We start from the raw sequence: 18,156 nt of genomic DNA, 5'->3' as shown, positions 1-18,156 counted from the left end.
TCCTAAAGTCAAACGTTGATCCCACCAATTAAATGCAATATATAATGTACATAATGACCGATATAGATTACAATGGTGGAAAATGGAATGCATGACAAACATTAAAAGGGGTTATGGAGTGGGAGAGAACAAAAACATCAAGTTGAAGCTGGCTAGGATCCAAAAGAATCTTTCCCAAGAACAGTTAGCGGAAGTTGTAGGGGTTACACGGCAGACGATCGGCTTGATTGAAGCTGGTAACTATAACCCGACGATTAAGCTGTGCATAGCCATCTGCAAGGCGTTGGATACGTCATTAAACGATATTTTTTGGGAGGATTAGTTGTGAAAGGGCCAAAGATTAAAGATGAACGAATTATCACAGAAATTCAGAAGTTTAGTACGCACGGATTGTTGATTGTGTTAGTGGGATTTATGATTAGCCTTTTGGTAAAAGTATTTATCCTGGAGTGGGACATCAAATATTGGGTTGATACTTTTGGGATTATGCTGTTAGGTTGCTTGTATGTTACCGTTCGTTGTGTCAAAGATGGGACATACCTGCTGCCGAGTAAGGATGGAGAACTCAGACGGTTTAAGAAGATTCATTTAATATCGGGAGTTATCAGCACGATTATTTGGGCCACGCTAACATTTTTGCTTGATTTTAGAGAAGCGGGAGAAGTGGATATTAGAAAAAATATATCGAGTACTCTCGTGGGGTCGGTTGTTTTTTTCATAGGGGTCACTTGGGCGATGTGGTACATAATTAATAAATCCAACAAAAATGCTGACAAGAACATTGAGAATTAAAGATTAAAGATAACCACTTCTTGCAAAACTAATGTCATTAGTTTATATTTAAGCTAATACCATTAGTTTATCGGAGGGGTAAGGATGAGAGTAACACGTGAAGGTCATTTATTGCAGTTGACTTGGATGCCTAATTTTTTTCCAGTGAATTGTTACATTATTGAGGAAAACGATGGATTGACTTTAATAGATGCCGCTATGCCATTTAGTCTAAAAGGAATTATGGAGACTGAGGCGAAGCTAAATAAGAAGCTTACACGCATAATCTTAACGCATGCGCATGATGATCATATTGGGGCACTGGATGGACTGAAAAAGCAACGTCCAGAGGCTCAGGTGTACATCTCTGAGCGAGATTCGGCATTACTTCATGGAGATCGTTCACTTCGGGAAGGAGAACCTCAGACCCCTATTAAGGGAGGCGTGCCGAAGAAGATAGCTACCAAGCCAGACGTCCTTCTCCACGAAGGGGATACCATTGGCTCATTATCAGCGATTCACACTCCAGGACATACCCCCGGCTCTATGTCTTTCCTTGATTCACGCAGCGGTGCTGTAATCGTGGGGGATGCTCTTCAGACCTTCCGGGGAACTGCGGTGGCAGGAACCATCATCCCCCTGTTTCCTTTTCCAGCAATGGCTACATGGAATAAAGCTCAAGCTCTGAATAGTGCGATTAAGCTTCTAGAGTTATCTCCAGCTTTACTTGCTGTGGGTCACGGCAACTTACTTAAAGCGCCAAAGCAGGAGATGGAGAAAGCCATACGTAAGGCACAAATGATTCAGGATAGGAGTAATTAAATGTCACCTAGAGCAGGATTAGATCGTCACACGCTAGTGATTAGAGCAGCAGAAATTGCCGATGCTGAAGGTATAGAAGCTGTTACCTTGGCTGCACTAGCAGCTAAACTAGGTGTTCGTTCCCCGTCACTATATAACCATATAAATGGCCTGCAGGATTTGCGGACTGGGCTCGCCATTTACGGTTTAGAGTTATTATTTACATGCATGTCGAACGCAGCTGAGGGATTAAATGGAGATGCTGCTGTACACGCGATGGGCCGAGCATATGTGGATTTTGCTAGAAGTAGACCAGGTTTGTATGAGACTACACTACGAGCGCCTGAACAGGAGAACACGGAGCTTGAAGCGGCTGGTGAGCATATTTTGCAGTTTATAATTCAGGTGATGAAGAGTTATCAATTAGGTGAAGAAGGAGAACTTCATGCCGTAAGGGGATTACGGAGTATCCTACATGGATTCGCCTCTTTGGAGCAAAAGGGTGGATTTGGTATGGCGCTCGATACTAACGAGAGTCTAACCCGCTTGATTAGCACTTTTATAACCGGAATTGGAAATATGAAATCAGATTAAATTAGATTAGATCTAGGAGATGATGAACAAATGGGTCAGGAATATGAACAAGGTAGTGTCACCACTTATGGGGAAACAGCAGAGATTATTGCGAAATTGGGGATTTTACCGCTTGCTGCGCTGATTCCCGGGCACCCGTCTTTAAACGGCTTGACTAAGCCCGAGAATTGGCATACTGGGACAGATTTAGATCCGTGGTCATGGCGTGCGCAGTTTCCAGGTGAGGGCCTTGCAGGATACGGAAAGTTTATTAAGAAAAAGGCTATTTTGGTCTCAAGGGAGTGGTTCCCGGCATTTGTAGCAGCAGTAGGCAGTACCAAATCTATTGAAGAGCGGTATAAGGATGGGTTGGCTAGTAAAGAAGCTGTGACCTTACTGCAGATTGTTCGTGAACATGAAGGCATTGATACACGTAAACTTCGGGCAGAGGCTGATATGAAGGCAAAAGAAAAGAAAACAGCCTTCGATAACGCGGTTACTGAGCTGCAAGGATCGTTAGATATGGTGATCTCAGGCATCAACCAACGCCTGAATGATGAAGGTGATGTAAATGGTTGGAGCAGCACCTCGTTCGAGACGGTCAGTCACTGGATGTCAGATAACGGTTTATCCGCTTTTGAAGGGGATAGAGAAGAGGCCGTAGCTTGGATACAAACGAAGATGAACGGGGTATGGTCGCCAACAGCAATAGCTTGGACAAACAAAGCATTCTCATGGAATTAATAAAAACGGTTAATCACTGCTCCATAGAGAGTGATTAACCGTAAGCGTTTTCCAATAAAATTATATCCATCACATTAAGGTTCCAACATAGGCGCCAAGTAAGCAATCAGGAAATACAAGAATCCAAAAAGCAGCATAACATAGGCAGTGTATTTAATAGCATTAGATGCAACAATTCTTGAATCTACCGGTGGTTGAATTTCTAGCTGTTCTTCTTCGAGGCTGTCAACTTCTTTGGATACTGGGTCTCTCAACATGATAATCCCCTCCTTGGAAATTCAATCCTTAACTGTATTGTGACATATTTGTGAACGGAAATCAACAATAGTGTGAACAAATATTGAACTTTTATTCAAATTTGGGCATCTTACCACCTGAAATGTTGCTGTTAAAACAAAAACAACCCGCTTACTCTCTAATTAGAGAGCTAAGCGGGTTGTTTGAAGTTGGTTCTATCTAGGATCTAACGGGTGTTGTTTAAGCCTTAAGCCCAATCCCCATTACGGAAGATAGGTACTGTTGTTCCATCATCGTTAATTCCGTCAATATTCATTTCAGGTGAGCCCATCATAAAGTCAACATGGGTATGGCTTTGATTCATTCCTTTTTCCAACAGCTGTTCTTTAGTCATCGTAATTCCTTCTTGAATTGTGAAGGCATAAGCTGCACCTAAAGCCAAATGACAGGAGGCATTCTCATCATACAACGTAGTGTAATAAAGAATACCGCTCTCAGAAATCGGAGAGTGGAAAGGCACCAAAGCAACTTCACCAAGATAGGAAGAGCCTTCATCCAGTGCGATTAGTGATGCCAGAGTTTCTGCGCCTTCTTCAGCAGTAAAATCAATCACTTTACCGTTCTCAAAGGTCAGCGTGAAGTTATTGATTAGATTGCCGCCGTAGCTAAGTGGCTTAGTGCTGCTCACTTTACCATTAATACCAGACTTCAGAGGGGCAGTAAACACTTCTTCCGTTGGAATGTTGGCTAGGAAAGGGACGCCCTTACCGTTCACAGCTCCTGCCTGACACCAGATGTGTCCTTCCGGCAACTCAATAGTTAAATCTGTACCAGGTGCTGTATAGTGCAGCTTGCGAAACTTACTTTCATTCAAGGAAGCGCAACGAGTTTTGAGTCCATCTAAATGGCGGCTCCATGCTTCAATAGGATCTTCCTGATCCGCACGTGTGGCTTTAAAGATGGCGTCCCATAATAGTTCAACCTGCTGCTCTGATGGAGCGTCAGGGAACACTTTTGCTGCCCAAGAGGCTGATGGGAAGGCAAGGCCGCTCCAGCTCGCATGATTCCCCATTAAGTACTCACGATAAGGTGCTAGGGTCTGCCCAGAAATACGTTGATTATCGGCAATTCTTCCCGGTTCAACGCCTTTTAAAAGATCTGGGTCAGCGGAGATAATGGTTAGAAATGCGGCTCCCTTTTTAGCAAGATCCTCTAATTCATCGGCTTGCCACTGCGGCGGCTCCAGGAAGGAATCAGATGGAGCAAGATCATAACGTGTACGTAATACAACTTCATCACTATAATTCACCTTTACAAGTCTCGCGCCGGCTTCATAGGCTTTGCGAACCACAAGTCGCACAAGCTCTGCGGATACAATATCTGCATTCACAACGAGTGTCTGACCCGGTTGAATATTAACGCCAATCTTCACGGCCAGCAATGCGTAATTCTCCAGCTTTTGCTTGAAATCCAACATAGTTTCTATTCCTCCCAATATCCTGTATCTCTTGTGTGCTTAAATTAGAACGCCCAGTTTCCATTCAGGAAGACAGGTTCTTCAGTTCCATCAGCAGTTATCCCGTAAATGTTCATCTCAGCTGACCCGATCATGAAATCCACATGGGTTACACTATTGTTGAGGCCATGCTCAATTAACTGCTCTGGATTCATGTCTTTACCGCCTTCTAAACAGAAGGCATAAGCCATACCTATAGCAAGGTGATTAGAAGCATTTTCGTCAAACAATGTGTTGTAATAAAGAATGTTGGATTCAGAAATAGGGGATTTATGAGGAACCAAGGCAACCTCCCCTAAGTATTTCGCTCCTTCATCCATGCTAATGAGGTGCTCTAGCGCTTCTTGACCTTGCTCAGCAGTAACACTTATAATACGGCCGTTCTCAAAGCTAATAGAGAAGCCATCGATGATGTTGCCGCCATGACTAAGTGGCTTTGTACTTCTTACAGTGCCATTAACACCAGTCTTTAGTGGTGCAGTGAAGACTTCTTCGGTAGGCATATTGGCTACAAAAGAATGACCTTTTGCATTAATGCTGTCTCCTTGTGCCCAGATATGGCCTTCAGGAAGCTCGATGCTAAGGTCAGTGCCAGGTGCTATGTAATGCAGCTTTTTATATTTTTTTGCGTTGAGTACATTCGCTTTTTGCTCCAAGGTGTCAAGATGCTCCTGCCATGCAGCTACTGGATCTTCACGGTCAAGACGCACAGTGTGGAAAATGGCTTCCCAGAGTTTATCTACACGTTCTTCGGCTGGAACCTCAGGGAATACTTTATCCGCCCAAGCTTGACAGGGAACAGCTACAATACTCCAGCTCACTTTGTCGGACATTTGCATTTCACGATATTTGGTGAGGGCAGCTCCTCGTACTTTTTGAAAATTGGAGATACGTACTGGATCAATACCTTTAAGTGCATCAGGATCTTCAGCGATCACGTTAAGGATAGCCGCACCTTTTTCGGCGAATTCAGTCATTTCACCTGCGTACCAAGTAGGAGGCTGAGTGAATACCTCTGGTGCAGCGTGTTCAAACTGTTGGCGTGTAATGCTTGCATCACTCCAGTTCACCTTAACTAAACTTGCTCCGATAGCATATGCCTTAGCGGTAATTAGACGTACGAAATCAGCGGCAAGAATCGGTGCATTCACCACTAGAATTTGCCCGGGTTGAACATTAACACCTATTTGTACAGCTAAATCTGCATATTTACTAAGCTTAGCCTGAAAATCAGTCATTGTAATTTCCTCCATTTACTAATAGTTTAGTACTTTACAAGCATTGTACTAAATTATTAACCGCCGGATGAAAAAAGTCAATTACGTGGAATTTACAGTGCAAAGAGAAGGAATTACATTCATTTCAATGATATACTGAAAGGGTAGCTGATTTGATGATAGGAAGGAAGATAAGTGGATGAATTTAGAGATCGTAAGTGCTGAAATGAGCCGTAAAGAAGATAAAAGTTATGTAGGGAGGACTGTATTCACTCTCGAAAATCATAAGGCTCCATATGAAATTACTTTCTTCAGTACAAGAGGAACGGAATGGGATTACAGTCTAAGCTTTGCGGGTGAGCCTGGGAGCGAGGAACAGTTCTTAGAAACGGATGCATTGCTGGAGAATAACGATGATGTGTACAACCAGTTGCTGGATGCTGCACTTGATCAACAAGAAATCGTGGAAGAACAATAATATTATTGATATGACGCCAGCGGCATTATCTGGTAGCCGCTGGCCATATCATGATTATCCAATCGTTATCTTACCTTCTGGGTAACGGTACAGTTCTTTACTACCTTTTGGTTTCAAAGCATAAGCAAGTGTAAGTGGTCCGGTCCGGCCCATAAACATCAGGATAATCACTAGAACCTTTCCTGCCGTAGTCAGTTCCGGAGTAAGGCCCATAGATAAGCCTGAGGTTCCAAAAGCAGATACTGCTTCAAAAAGTACAGTTAGAAATTCAGCGCTCTCGGTTAAGGATAATAACATCGTAGCGATGACAAGCAGCATAAGAGACATTAATGTAATAGTAAGGGCTCTATATACATTTTCTTTAGCGATCCGGTGGCGGAACATTACAATATCTTCTTTCCCCCGTAATCGCGCAGCTACTGCAGTAACCAGTACGGCGAATGTAGTGATCTTGATTCCTCCACCCGTCGACCCAGGTGCAGCTCCGATAAACATCAATAGAATCATCAGAAATTGTGTGGATTGCCGTAAAAGTGGAACTTCAATGGTGGTGACACCACCAGATCGCGGAGTTACCGCTTGTAAAAAGGTCGCCCAAAACTTTCCGCTTGTACTCAAGGGCTTCAGCGTAGAATTAAACTCCAGTAAAAAAAACAGCCCCGCACCAATAACAATCAATATAAGAGAAGTCCAAAGAACAACCTTTGAATGAAGAGTGAGTCTTCTGCGTTTAGGAAAGTCCATAAGATCAGACAGAACGATAAAACCAATGCCTCCAAGAAATATGAGACTCATTGAGGTGAAGTTAACAATGGGATCATTTACAAAACGAGTAAGTCCGCTAAACGGCCCATGAATATCACCGAAGAGATCAAAGCCTGCATTATTAAAGATAGATATACTGTGAAAAATCCCATAATATGCTGCTTTCCCAAAGGGCATATCCATCAAAAACCTTCCAGCAAACAACACGGCCCCCGACAGCTGAATAACAAGAGAATAGATCAGGACTCTACGGATTAAGAGTACAATTCCCTGCATCGAATTTTGGTTCATGGATTCTTGCAAAAGGATTCGCTCTTTCAAGGATATCCGTTTATTAAGGACCAAGGTAATCAAAGTAGCCATCGTTACAAAGCCTAATCCTCCGATTTGAAATAAAATGAGTAGAACAACTTGTCCGAAGGTAGTTAGCTGAGTTCCCGTATCAATGACCGCAAGGCCTGTTACACAAGTGGCTGAAGTCGCCATAAATAAGGCATCGATAAAGGATATTTGTCCGGATGTTGAGGAGACCGGGAGACTAAGCAGAAAAGTCCCGGCAGTGATAAGGATTAAGAATCCTAGTGATAAAACTTTGGGCGGGGTCATTTTAAAACCACCGAAGTTCAGGTTAGCCAATGTAATTCTCCTGACGTACGTGATATTGGAGTAATGCTCACAGAATTATAACACAACTTACCAGCCCTTCCCTAAATGGAGGGAGGTAATTGACATATTTTATCGAATTATTCTAGAATAACACCCTATCCGTCAACTTAAAAGAGGAGGCTTTCTTAATGATGATAAGTCCGATTCTGAATCAGATTGGTGCTGTTTTTATTCCGGTAAAGGATATTGAGAAATCAAAACAATGGTATTGCCAATTGCTTGGACTCCCATTAGATGGAGAGGTATTATTCGGTCATTTATATGTAGTCCCTATGCAGGGACCGGGCATCGTTTTGGACAGTAAGATTTACACCGCTGAATCTGTTCTAAACATCCCTTCGTTTCATCTTAACACCGAGGATATTGATGCTGCTTATGATTATGTAAAGGCCAACGGAGGAGAGATTCTCACGGATATTGAGCATGATCATTGGTTTAATTTTAAAGATCCCGATGGAAATGTGATCATGGTCTGTCGTTGTTAATCGTTGTATAGAAGGGAGTAGACGAATGATAAGAGAAGCAGTGCCCGAAGACGCTACCTTCATTGAAGAACTTTATCGGATTTTGCTGCCTGAGCATCCAGCTATTCATGTATCTCCTGAGCGGCTGAAGCAGATAGCAGATCATCCGGAGAGTTTTCTATATGTGTGCGAAGAACAAGAAACAATTGTCGGGTCGTTACATCTTCATTTTTGTATGGATGCTTTGTGTGACGATAGGCCCTTTGCTGTCATAGAAAGAGTCATTGTGGCTGAAAAAGTACGAGGAAAAGGGTATGGCGCAATGCTAATGAGACATGCGGAGAATGTAGCAATCTCCAAGGGAGCCCTTAAAATTATGTTATCAAGTGCTGCAAAGAGAGAAGAAGCGCATCGTTTCTACGAAATTCTTGGTTATGATAGCAGCTCCAGCAAGGTATTCAAGAAGTACTTATAGTTATTTACGATTGGAAGTGATGATATGATGGTTACACTTAGAGAACTGGTGCCGGAGGATGCAGGTGAATTGCTTCGACTTCAGCATCAGTTAGACCAAGAGTCCAAATTTATGTTATTGGAACCGGATGAAAGACAAGCTAGTCTTTGTCAGGTCAAAGAAATGCTCGAAAGCTTTCTGGCAGCAGAAACTTCAATTCTTATAGGGGCAGAGATTGACGATCATTTGGCAGGTTACTTGTCTGTTAGAGGTGGAAGTGTTAGACGCAATAGACATAGCGCGTACATAGTGATTGGGATTCAGAAACAATATCAAGGGAATGGGATTGGGGCTGGCCTGTTCCGTGAGATGGACATCTGGGCTATGAACAATGGGATTGTTCGTCTTGAGTTATCCGTCATGACCCATAATCAAGCTGCTTTGGGGCTGTATACCAAGAGCGGGTTTGAAATCGAAGGGACGAAGCGGAAATCTCTTATTGTCGATGGTAAGTGGGTGGATGAGTATTATATGAGCAAAATTCTCCAAAAAGAAAAAAGGATAGAGTGTCAGATTTAATCTGATGACCCTATCCTTTTTTTATGAATAAAGGTTATGATTTCGTGATTTATGATGATTCAGTGTTGCTTGATTGTTCGATAACAACTTCAACCTTGCGGACACGGTATCTGTTCATCTCGCGGATGGTCAATGTTACATGGTCACGAACAATACTTTTGCCAATGGCTGGATCTGCGATATGACTGTATACCCAGCCTCCAACTGTGGTCACTTCTTCATCTTCGAAATCAAGCCCTGTAAGATCCTTGACCTCTAACAGAGATACCTTACCGTCGAACAGATAGTTGGTATCGCTTATTTTTTCGACTTCTCTGCGTTCATCACCGTCAAACTCGTCACGGATTTCACCAACGATTTCTTCCAAAATATCTTCAATCGTGATGAGACCGGATGTTCCACCATATTCATCAAGCAGCAAGGCAATATGCACACGCTCCAACTGCATACGAGTTAGAAGATTCTTGACCGGTGTCACCTCAGATACTGTCAGTACGGGTTGAATTAAGCTATGAAAATCAAAATCAGGATTGTTATCATACTGCAAATAGAGCTGTTTCGTGTTGATCATTCCGATAATATTATCCTTGCTGCCTTGTGCCACAGGGAAACGAGTATATTGCTCCTTGCGGATAATTTCGAAATTTTCTTTCAACGAATGATTGGTGAAAAGACATACCATATCGGTTCGCGGAACCATGATTTCTTTGGCGAGCATCTCATCAAAAGTAAAGATTCGGTTAACATAGCCATATTCGGCTTTATTGATTTTCCCGCTTTCGTAACTCTCGGACAGGATCAAACGAATCTCATCTTCACTATGCGCGTCTCCATGCTCACTAGCTGGTTTCATCCCAAAAAGACGAACAAGCATATTAGCGGAACCGTTCATGAACCAAATGAGAGGGTACAAAATTCTGTAGAACCAAATAATCAGCGGTGAAGTAATTTGACCGATTTTTTCCGGAATGTTTATAGCTGCCGTCTTCGGAGCAAGTTCTCCGACAACGACGTGCAAGAATGTTGCAATGATGAATGCGAGTAAAAACGCAAGAGGGTGACTCACACTAGAACTGATATTGGCCCAGTCGAAAATAGGAAGCAATAACTGTTCGAATGCAGGCTCTGCCAGTGCACCAATACCCAGCGCAGTGATAGTAATCCCGAGCTGACAAGCGGATAAATAGCCATCAAGATTAGCGGATACCTTCTGTACTGCCAAGGCATTCTTCTTTCCGTCAAGCACCATTTGACTGATCTGGCTACCTCTAAGTCTCACCAATGCAAATTCTGTTGCTACAAAAAAAGCGGTTAAAATAATCAAAATAACCACCAACGTCAAACTAAGTCCTATACCCATATAATCTTTACCATCCCTTTCGTTCCTAAAATAGGTTATACTCATTATTATGAGTTCTTATGAACTATTCTACGAACTTTTCAGTAAAATATCAAATGGTGGAGGGAAACAGATATGGAATCATTTGCATTGACTCGTGTGGAGATGTCCAGTCTACTGCTCTCATTGACCGGATTGTCAGACCGGAAACCGCTGAATATCCTCCAAGAGGCATGGGCAAAGTTTCACCGTGAAGAATTACAAAAGGGGACTTCGTTACCCGCTTTTTTATCAACCAATGTTCCACCCATATTACAAAAGATCATTAAAGGTGGCCATGTAAAAGGCTTTTCACTTGGTGAAATTGCTTCATTGGGCCATCTTATAGAGTATTCCACATTGACCGTCACAGCTATGCAAAATTGGGTCAAGCGCGACTTCAAGGAATATCTCGGTTCGCCTAAAGAAGGAAAGAAATATTCGGTTAATCAGGCGGCGCTTTTGTTTATTATCGATGATCTCAAATCCGCTCTTAACTTTGAAAGTATCCGCCAACTGTTCCAGCTAATGTTCCTAAAGCCGGATCGCGATGATGATGATCTAATTGAACCGGCCAAGCTGTATTACGCCTATGCAGGGCTTTTTGAGGAGATCAAAAGCAATCCATCGATTCAGACGCAATGTAAAGTAGATCAAGTGTTGCACAAGGAGTTCTCTTGGAAAGAAGATACCTCGTTAAAAAGCTCTATAGATCGTGTAATTAACCGGCTGACACATTTATCGAGAGCGCAGAGAGAATCCGTTCGTAATATGCTGCTTATCGCCACAATTTCTGTGCAGACCTGTTATTTTCAATCGCTGGCTAGACAATACTTTAATGCTGCTTTATTTCTTGATTTTTGAGCACTTCAATTTTAAAATGTATAAGTGAAACAATCAAAAGTAAGTTTATTGGTTAACAGGTTGAAATAAGGGGGCTTCGATGTGAATCAAATGACACTGCTGCGGAATCCGAAACAAAGGAAATTACTCTTCAGCGCTGGCTTGAGCTGGATGTTCGATGCGATGGACGTCGGAATGATTTCTTTTGTTGTAGCAGCTTTAGCTAAGGATTGGAATCTGGGACCGGAGCAGATCGGTATATTGACTAGTATTAATTCCGTCGGTATGGCAGTAGGTGCTGCAGCGGCAGGGATATTAGCAGACCGCTTTGGCCGTAAACCGGTATTGCTGTGGACACTCCTTATTTTCTCGGCGGCAAGCGGATTATCTGCATTTGCAACAGGCTTTGCGATCCTCTGTGTGCTTCGTTTTATCGCGGGGTTTGGACTTGGCGGTGAGCTGCCTGTCGCTTCTACCTTGGTCTCAGAGAGCATGCCTGCTCAGGAGAGAGGCCGTGCGGTTGTGCTTTTGGAGAGCTTTTGGGCAGTCGGTTGGATTGCTTCGGCATTAATCGCGTTCTTCATTATCCCTGATTATGGCTGGCGTATAGCTTTCGGAATTGGGGCTGTACCTGCACTCTACGCTTTATATCTAAGACGGGCGATTGATGATTCACCGAAATTTGCTGAGATTAAAAAGGCACCCGTTTCCTTAAAGAAACGAATCGCTACCGTATGGTCGCCAGAATATCGCCGTTCTACAATTATGTTGTGGATTTTATGGTTTACGGTGGTGTTCTCGTATTATGGCATGTTTCTATGGCTGCCTACAGTTATGGTACTTAAAGGCTTCAGCTTGGTCAAAAGCTTCGAGTATGTGCTTATTATGACGCTCGCTCAGCTGCCTGGATATTTTACTGCCGCTTACTTTATTGAAAAGTTCGGACGTAAATTTGTCCTAGTCATCTATATGCTGTTCACTGCAGTTAGCGCTGCATGGTTCGGAAATGCGACTACTGAAGGCATGCTGATGGCTGCAGGAATTTGTTTATCCTTCTTCAATCTTGGCGCTTGGGGTGGTATGTATGCTTATACGCCAGAGCTGTACCCAACGGCTATTCGTTCCACAGGCGCTGGTTTAGCAACTTCCTTTGGCCGGATTGGGGGCATTATCGCACCTTTGCTGGTAGGGGTTCTAGTAGGTAAATCTATGGCGATTGGCTCGATCTTTATGCTATTTTTTGTAACGATTATTATCGGTGCATTAGCGGTATTGTTCCTTGGCAAAGAAACAAAGGGAACCGAGCTTCTCTAAAGTGAGATTCTGCATTACATACTTGATGTTAATCTATCAACAATGCTAAAATATCAAGAAGAAACGATGTTGTCGTCCTGTATGGATGACCACTATTCACGTAAGAACAAAACGGTTCCTTCACAGTTGTGAACAGGACCGTTTTTTTACATTAATCCTTATTTATAAGGACGGAGCGATCGCACATGAGTAAAGATAGGAAACAGCCGCATTTCACAGAATTAGTCTGGGAAAGTACGGAACAAAATGTACCGATTCCGCCGCGAAATTCCCCTGAACCTGCGCTGCCTAAGTCATCTTCTAAGAATAATGGCAAAACAAATTCAACCCCTGAACCTTCATTACAGCTGCAGCTTTGGGATACAGAGATGGAAACGCCGGAGCCTGCGACTACCACCGAAGGGCAGTTCGTAACAAGAGCGAAGGAATTAGTTGAAAAAACTGAGGACTCAGCGCTTTTTATTCCTTTTAAGAGTTACTGGCCTACATATGGCCATATGACAGGCACGCAAAGCAGATGGTATTTTTATTGGCGGAATGAAGTTAGACAAGGCAGATATCTGAAAACAGATCTTTCTTATATTTTTCTGCATGTATATGAGCTTATTAATGGCGTGGGGTGGACTGACCCTAATGATGGCTATAGGCAGCTAAATCTGATCTGGGAAGCTTACCGGGAAAGTTATAAACGTTTGGATCAATATCTTGGCGGCTGGATCGCGGACTTCTCTTTTGTACATCATTTGGATGTCCCGCTTTCTATCATTGTGGCTCGTTCACGTGGTCTTGCTGGGGATCTGGCGGAACTTGAATTAATGAGAGGACTGACGACTGCTCCTGAGCAGCTAACCTTCGCAGTATTAACGGCAATGTCGGACTATGATATTAGTAAATCCAAGTTCTACATCGGAGAAGGCAATGAGGCTCTTGAACAATACATTCCGCAGGTCGTGGCGTTAATTAATGCTTATGTCACCCGGAAACACGGCTCCAATCTAGTGGAAATGTTTCCGCCAGGACCAGCGGTGATGCGGGAGCGTTATTTATTCCGTAGTGCCGTATATGATATTTCATTATATGGCTATTCTGTTCTTATACCGGTTGTACGTATTAGTAAATCTCCACCACTTCGCAGTCTGATTACAAGGCTATTTCGTCTGACTGAGAATAAACTCCGGGAACTGATGGGCTACCGCGGACGACTTAAAGGTATTAATGTAGATGCCGATATGGACGATTTGATCACTCGTTTTCTAAAGCGTGAGTACCTTAAAGAGACGCAGGAAGACAAAGGGCCGACAGTCGTCATAGATCCTGAGAAGCTAGAACGCCTGCAAAGTGATTCTGAAATTGTACGGACAATGCTTACGGTTGAGAATATGGACGAGCAAGATTACGAGGCTAGCGAGCTCGAAGCAACTATCGGTGAAATCGATCCAATACAAGATAGTAAGGAAGAATTGTTGCCTGTAGAGGTGATTGAAGAAGCTCAAGCGGTTAGCATAGGATCGGAGGCAGAACAGTTTGCCAATGCTTTAAGTCCACTACAACGGGAAGCACTGCTTGCTCTTTTGGATGAGAATGGAAGTCAAGCTTTACTGAAGCTGGCTGCTGCTAATGGCACGATGTCAGAGCTTCTAATTGATGAGATTAATGAGATCGCAATGGACATTCTTGGTGATCTGATCATTGAGGGGGAAGACATTGTTGAGGAATATATCTCTATGCTGCGCAATATTTAATGAGGTGAACTTTGGATGAGTGAATTAAAAATACCTAAACGAATGACAACTGCGCTAGTCAATTCGTTGACGGCTGGTGTTGTTCCGCGTATCGGACTAGAGCACATAGCCGTTGGCCGTCGGCCGGAGATTGAAGCCATATTAAGAGATATGGAGAACATTGCAGAGGGTGGAGCAGCTTTTAAGCTGATTACAGGCAAATTCGGCAGCGGTAAAAGCTTTCTGCTTCAGATGATCCGTAATTACGCGATGGATCGGGATTTTGTAGTAGCAGATGCTGACCTGTCCCCTGAGCGTAGGTTAGTAGGAACTAAAGGACAAGGCCTAGCGACTTACCGGGAGCTAATGAGCCATTTATCGACCCGCACACGTCCAGATGGTGGAGCGTTGGAGATCATCCTGCAGAAATGGATTATTACGCTACAGCAGTCCGTGATGCAGGAGAAGGAATATGGGCCTGATCACCCTCAGCTTGGTGAAGAAGTAGAGAAGCGAATTTACGCTGTAGCCTCTGAAATGCGCGGTCTGGTACATGGTTTTGATTTTGCCAAAGTACTCGCCTCTTATTGGAATGCACACAAGCTGGCCGATGATGACCAGAAACAGGATTCGCTTCGCTGGTTGCGTGGAGAATTTGCAACTCGGACAGAAGCCCGCAAAGCGCTTGGAGTTGGCGTGATTATTGATGATGATAATTGGTATGACTATATGAAGCTTTGGGCGGAATTTACTGCGGCTATTGGCTATAAAGGTCTGCTGCTGTTTATTGATGAAGGTGTCAATCTTTATAAAATTACGAACAGTATTTCCCGTCAGAGCAACTATGAAAAGCTGCTTACCATGTTCAATGATACGATGCAGGGGAAGGCAGAGAACTTAGGGATTTTTATAGGGGGAACTCCGCAATTTGTGGAAGATGGACGGCGTGGTTTATTTAGTTATGAGGCACTGCGATCGAGATTGGTTGCTGGCCGGTACGGGGCGGCGGGTCTGAACAATTATACTGGACCTATCATTGCTCTGGACATGTTATCACACGAGGAAATTCTGGTACTGCTGCAAAAGCTTAAAGAGATTCACGCCCTACATTATGGTTATGAAGCGCGTTTATCACAGGAACAATTGGTTCATTTTATGGAGGAAGCGGTTGGAAGATTAGGGGCTGAGGAACTCTTAACTCCACGGGAGGTAGTTCGTGATTTCATGGATCTGCTGCATACGCTCCACCAGCATCCGGAGATTACTTTTGAACAGCTAGTGGGCGAAAAAACTGCTAAGCCAGCTGAGACTGAGCAAAATGAACTGGATGGATTCCTGGCGGAGTTTGAATTATGAGTGATAATCCGTTCTATAGGCTGGCTCCCTTCATTAAAGAGTTTATTTATAAGAACCGCTGGGAGACTTTGCGTGAGGCACAGGTGGATGCCTGCCGGGTGCTTTTTGATACCCCGCATCATCTGCTGATTGCCTCAGGTACCGCTTCAGGTAAGACAGAGGCAGCATTTTTCCCAGCGCTTACTGAGCTGTATGAACGTCCTTCCGGTTCGGTTGGCATTTTGTATATCGCCCCTCTGAAAGCTTTGATCAACGATCAATTTACACGTTTGAATGATTTGCTTCGTGAAGGCAATATTCCGGTGTGGTACTGGCATGGAGATGTACCTCAAGCCGATAAAACAAAACTGGTGCAGAATCCTTCAGGCGTGCTGCAAATCACCCCGGAATCGCTTGAGGGGTTATTAATGAACCGCCCGAATGCTATTCCAGCGTTGTTCCATGATCTACGTTTTATTGTCATTGACGAGGTGCATGCCTTTATGGGAGCTGACCGGGGGATCCAGGTGTTAAGCCAGCTGGCGAGAATCTCACGAATGGCGGGATGTCATCCTCGCAGAATCGGTCTATCAGCTACGCTGAGTGACTACGCTTCTGTCACAGAGTGGCTGGCGGCGGGCACACGGGAGAGCGTTGAAGTGTCCGCTCCACAAGGCGGGCGTAAGCTCCGTTTAAGTGTGGAGCATTTCTCTTTCCCGGATGCACGGGATGAGGTGCAGGCGGAGCATTTAGAACGTGCGAAGCAGTCTTATTACGATTTTATTTATGATCATACGCATCTGAAGAAGGCGTTGATCTTCACCAACAGCCGCTCAGATGCGGAGACGGCGACCCTAGAGATGCGGAGGACGGCCGCGAAGCGTGGTGAACGGGATGTATTTCACGTTCACCATGGCAGCATCTCCGCGATGCTGCGTGAAGAAACGGAAGCCGCGCTGCGGCAAGGCACCGGACCGGCTGTTGCCGCAGCGACGTTGACGCTGGAGCTGGGTATTGATCTGGGCGAGCTGGAGCGAGTGCTACAGGTCGGCGCTCCCTATAGCTGCGCAAGCTTTGTGCAGCGGTTAGGCCGCTCGGGCAGGCGTGGAGACGCTGCATCCGAGATGATCTTTGTCACGCCCGAGGAAGAGGACGAGGAAGCTCAGCTTCCGGCGCGGATGCCGTGGACACTGCTTCGAGCGATAGCGGTAATTGAGCTATATGTGCGCGAGAAATGGGTGGAACCCCTGGTCGTGCGTCAGCTGCCAGTTGGACTGCTGTACCATCAGACGATGAGCATTTTGAAAAGTATGGGTGAGGCCGAACCGGATGATTTAAAAGAAGCGGTTCTGAGTTTGCCTTCGTTTAAAACCATAGATCCTACTGATTATGATATTTTCATGACCTATATGTTAGGCATGGGACAAATTGAGAAGATGGACGAAGGCAGCTTGATCATCGGGATGGCGGGAGAGAAGATCGTGAATAACTTCCGCTTCTACGCGGTCTTCAAAGATGATGAAGAGCATGTGGTCTATAACGGGACTGAGGAAATCGGATCGATCACAACGGTTCCACCACCAGGCTACTGTTTTACTCTGGCAGGTAAGCTTTGGAAGGTAGAAGAGGTGGATAATCGCCATAAAGCCGTTTATGTGAAAACCTCACGCGGCAAAGTAGATACGTTGTGGCTTGGTGCGGGTGGGGATGTACATACACGCATCATGAACAAGATCCGTGAAATCTTAGGAGCCACTTCATTGTATCCGTATTTAGCTCCGAGTGCGGCTGCGCGGCTCGAACGAGCCCGTCGTTTAGCGAAGGAAAGCGGAATGCTTGTGCGGTCCGTTATGCCGGCGGGTGGAGATTCCATGTTCATTCTGCCCTGGGCCGGTAGTCGGCAATTCCGTACGCTGGAGCGCCTTCTGAAGAACAACCTGAAGAGCCCTCTGGGACTGCGTTCTATCGTTCCCATGGAACCTTATTATATGGTCGTTGCGGGTAAAACAGATGCAGAAACGCTGGAAGCAGAGATCATTGCCGAAAGTATGGCTGCCACAGATCCATTATCATTGTTATCCCCAGATGAAGCACCCTACCTCGGAAAATACGATGAGTTCATCCCGCATGAGCTGCTGCGCAAAGCTTTTTCCTTGGATGGATTAGATGTCCCGGGTCTGATTGAGGTTTTAAAGCAGTGGCAGCAACCTAATTAACCTTAAGCAGTACCTGTTGAAAATACTCTAAATTGCAGACGTCCGCTTATGCGGGCGTTTTGTTATGTCCGGACCAATGCTGAT

Annotated in this window: 19 protein-coding genes; 14 read left to right on the top strand and 5 right to left on the bottom strand. The window is 44.4% G+C overall.

Annotated features, from left to right (window positions below; all coding sequences use genetic code 11):
• The first annotated feature begins 118 nt into the window (after positions 1-118).
• The 5 genes from MKY14_RS07225 (at position 119) to MKY14_RS07205 (ending at position 2,889) form a co-directional block, all read left to right on the top strand.
• Positions 119-322 (top strand): helix-turn-helix transcriptional regulator, encoded by a 204-nt coding sequence (locus MKY14_RS07225; protein ID WP_036676881.1) that lies wholly within the window; start codon positions 119-121, stop codon positions 320-322.
• Between the two features lie 2 nt (positions 323-324).
• Positions 325-792: a DUF6773 family protein gene (locus MKY14_RS07220; RefSeq protein ID WP_340976112.1), complete on the top strand. Its 468-nt coding sequence runs from the start codon at positions 325-327 to the stop codon at positions 790-792.
• Between the two features lie 84 nt (positions 793-876).
• Positions 877-1,593, top strand: a complete 717-nt coding sequence (locus MKY14_RS07215; RefSeq protein WP_339168008.1) for an MBL fold metallo-hydrolase — start codon at positions 877-879, stop codon at positions 1,591-1,593.
• Positions 1,594-2,166, top strand: a complete 573-nt coding sequence (locus MKY14_RS07210; RefSeq protein ID WP_076190237.1) for a TetR/AcrR family transcriptional regulator — start codon at positions 1,594-1,596, stop codon at positions 2,164-2,166.
• Between the two features lie 30 nt (positions 2,167-2,196).
• On the top strand, positions 2,197-2,889 hold the full coding sequence (locus MKY14_RS07205; RefSeq protein WP_339168005.1) for an AlkZ-related protein: 693 nt from the start codon (positions 2,197-2,199) through the stop codon (positions 2,887-2,889).
• A 74-nt stretch (positions 2,890-2,963) separates the two neighbouring features.
• On the opposite strand, the gene MKY14_RS07200 is transcribed toward MKY14_RS07205, so the two are convergent.
• The 3 genes from MKY14_RS07200 to MKY14_RS07190 all read right to left on the bottom strand — a co-directional run bounded on the left by MKY14_RS07200 (position 2,964) and on the right by MKY14_RS07190 (position 5,880).
• Positions 2,964-3,146 carry a hypothetical protein gene (locus MKY14_RS07200; RefSeq protein ID WP_076126661.1) on the bottom strand — a complete coding sequence of 61 codons (183 nt, stop codon included), beginning with the start codon at positions 3,144-3,146 and terminating at the stop codon, positions 2,964-2,966.
• A 227-nt stretch (positions 3,147-3,373) separates the two neighbouring features.
• On the bottom strand, positions 3,374-4,603 hold the full coding sequence (locus MKY14_RS07195; protein WP_076126659.1) for an aminopeptidase: 1,230 nt from the start codon (positions 4,601-4,603) through the stop codon (positions 3,374-3,376).
• A gap of 44 nt (positions 4,604-4,647) precedes the next feature.
• A complete protein-coding gene (locus tag MKY14_RS07190; protein ID WP_036676902.1) occupies positions 4,648-5,880 on the bottom strand; it encodes an aminopeptidase in 1,233 nt (410 codons plus the stop codon).
• A gap of 178 nt (positions 5,881-6,058) precedes the next feature.
• On the opposite strand from MKY14_RS07190, the gene MKY14_RS07185 reads away from it, so the two are divergent.
• A complete protein-coding gene (locus tag MKY14_RS07185; RefSeq protein WP_076126655.1) occupies positions 6,059-6,337 on the top strand; it encodes a hypothetical protein in 279 nt (92 codons plus the stop codon).
• Positions 6,338-6,391: 54 nt separating this feature from the next.
• Here MKY14_RS07185 and MKY14_RS07180 read toward each other — a convergent pair whose 3' ends face one another.
• On the bottom strand, positions 6,392-7,708 hold the full coding sequence (locus tag MKY14_RS07180; protein ID WP_340977028.1) for a TrkH family potassium uptake protein: 1,317 nt from the start codon (positions 7,706-7,708) through the stop codon (positions 6,392-6,394).
• 191 nt (positions 7,709-7,899) lie between these two features.
• On the opposite strand from MKY14_RS07180, the gene MKY14_RS07175 reads away from it, so the two are divergent.
• From MKY14_RS07175 to MKY14_RS07165, 3 genes are read left to right on the top strand one after another with little or no spacing between them, the layout of a single operon-like run.
• Complete coding sequence (locus tag MKY14_RS07175; RefSeq protein ID WP_036677380.1) at positions 7,900-8,253, top strand: VOC family protein; 354 nt, start codon at positions 7,900-7,902, stop codon at positions 8,251-8,253.
• A 25-nt stretch (positions 8,254-8,278) separates the two neighbouring features.
• On the top strand, positions 8,279-8,707 hold the full coding sequence (locus MKY14_RS07170) for a GNAT family N-acetyltransferase (RefSeq protein ID WP_076184843.1): 429 nt from the start codon (positions 8,279-8,281) through the stop codon (positions 8,705-8,707).
• 24 nt (positions 8,708-8,731) lie between these two features.
• Entirely contained in the window at positions 8,732-9,265 is a 534-nt protein-coding gene (locus MKY14_RS07165) for a GNAT family N-acetyltransferase (RefSeq protein WP_340976108.1), read from the top strand.
• A 49-nt stretch (positions 9,266-9,314) separates the two neighbouring features.
• Here MKY14_RS07165 and MKY14_RS07160 read toward each other — a convergent pair whose 3' ends face one another.
• Positions 9,315-10,625 carry a hemolysin family protein gene (locus tag MKY14_RS07160; RefSeq protein ID WP_076126650.1) on the bottom strand — a complete coding sequence of 437 codons (1,311 nt, stop codon included), beginning with the start codon at positions 10,623-10,625 and terminating at the stop codon, positions 9,315-9,317.
• A 114-nt stretch (positions 10,626-10,739) separates the two neighbouring features.
• On the opposite strand from MKY14_RS07160, the gene MKY14_RS07155 reads away from it, so the two are divergent.
• The 5 genes from MKY14_RS07155 (at position 10,740) to MKY14_RS07135 (ending at position 18,072) form a co-directional block, all read left to right on the top strand.
• Complete coding sequence (locus tag MKY14_RS07155) at positions 10,740-11,507, top strand: DUF1836 domain-containing protein (RefSeq protein WP_036676915.1); 768 nt, start codon at positions 10,740-10,742, stop codon at positions 11,505-11,507.
• A 90-nt stretch (positions 11,508-11,597) separates the two neighbouring features.
• A complete protein-coding gene (locus MKY14_RS07150; RefSeq protein WP_036677382.1) occupies positions 11,598-12,800 on the top strand; it encodes an MFS transporter in 1,203 nt (400 codons plus the stop codon).
• 185 nt (positions 12,801-12,985) lie between these two features.
• Complete coding sequence (locus tag MKY14_RS07145; RefSeq protein ID WP_340976107.1) at positions 12,986-14,542, top strand: TerB N-terminal domain-containing protein; 1,557 nt, start codon at positions 12,986-12,988, stop codon at positions 14,540-14,542.
• A 15-nt stretch (positions 14,543-14,557) separates the two neighbouring features.
• Positions 14,558-15,877, top strand: a complete 1,320-nt coding sequence (locus MKY14_RS07140) for an ATP-binding protein (RefSeq protein WP_076126647.1) — start codon at positions 14,558-14,560, stop codon at positions 15,875-15,877.
• A complete protein-coding gene (locus MKY14_RS07135) occupies positions 15,874-18,072 on the top strand; it encodes a DEAD/DEAH box helicase (RefSeq protein ID WP_340976106.1) in 2,199 nt (732 codons plus the stop codon). The genes MKY14_RS07140 and MKY14_RS07135 overlap by 4 nt, the downstream gene beginning before the upstream one ends.
• Positions 18,073-18,156: the final 84 nt, after the last annotated feature.

The sequence above is a fragment of the Paenibacillus sp. FSL R5-0887 genome (assembly GCF_038002305.1).
Lineage (GTDB): Bacteria > Bacillota > Bacilli > Paenibacillales > Paenibacillaceae > Paenibacillus_AQ > Paenibacillus_AQ odorifer.
This window is presented reverse-complemented; position numbering and strand designations above follow the sequence as displayed.

Coding starts and splice junctions, on each gene's coding strand:
- MKY14_RS07170 (WP_076184843.1), top strand. CDS start 8,279: ATGATAAGAGAAGCAGTGCCCGAAGACGCTACCTTCATTGAAGAACTT.
- MKY14_RS07185 (WP_076126655.1), top strand. CDS start 6,059: ATGAATTTAGAGATCGTAAGTGCTGAAATGAGCCGTAAAGAAGATAAA.
- MKY14_RS07200 (WP_076126661.1), bottom strand. CDS start 3,146: ATGTTGAGAGACCCAGTATCCAAAGAAGTTGACAGCCTCGAAGAAGAA.
- MKY14_RS07155 (WP_036676915.1), top strand. CDS start 10,740: ATGGAATCATTTGCATTGACTCGTGTGGAGATGTCCAGTCTACTGCTC.
- MKY14_RS07145 (WP_340976107.1), top strand. CDS start 12,986: ATGAGTAAAGATAGGAAACAGCCGCATTTCACAGAATTAGTCTGGGAA.
- MKY14_RS07205 (WP_339168005.1), top strand. CDS start 2,197: ATGGGTCAGGAATATGAACAAGGTAGTGTCACCACTTATGGGGAAACA.
- MKY14_RS07215 (WP_339168008.1), top strand. CDS start 877: ATGAGAGTAACACGTGAAGGTCATTTATTGCAGTTGACTTGGATGCCT.
- MKY14_RS07210 (WP_076190237.1), top strand. CDS start 1,594: ATGTCACCTAGAGCAGGATTAGATCGTCACACGCTAGTGATTAGAGCA.
- MKY14_RS07195 (WP_076126659.1), bottom strand. CDS start 4,603: ATGTTGGATTTCAAGCAAAAGCTGGAGAATTACGCATTGCTGGCCGTG.
- MKY14_RS07135 (WP_340976106.1), top strand. CDS start 15,874: ATGAGTGATAATCCGTTCTATAGGCTGGCTCCCTTCATTAAAGAGTTT.
- MKY14_RS07175 (WP_036677380.1), top strand. CDS start 7,900: ATGATAAGTCCGATTCTGAATCAGATTGGTGCTGTTTTTATTCCGGTA.
- MKY14_RS07190 (WP_036676902.1), bottom strand. CDS start 5,880: ATGACTGATTTTCAGGCTAAGCTTAGTAAATATGCAGATTTAGCTGTA.
- MKY14_RS07140 (WP_076126647.1), top strand. CDS start 14,558: ATGAGTGAATTAAAAATACCTAAACGAATGACAACTGCGCTAGTCAAT.
- MKY14_RS07150 (WP_036677382.1), top strand. CDS start 11,598: ATGACACTGCTGCGGAATCCGAAACAAAGGAAATTACTCTTCAGCGCT.
- MKY14_RS07160 (WP_076126650.1), bottom strand. CDS start 10,625: ATGGGTATAGGACTTAGTTTGACGTTGGTGGTTATTTTGATTATTTTA.
- MKY14_RS07165 (WP_340976108.1), top strand. CDS start 8,732: ATGATGGTTACACTTAGAGAACTGGTGCCGGAGGATGCAGGTGAATTG.
- MKY14_RS07180 (WP_340977028.1), bottom strand. CDS start 7,708: ATGACCCCGCCCAAAGTTTTATCACTAGGATTCTTAATCCTTATCACT.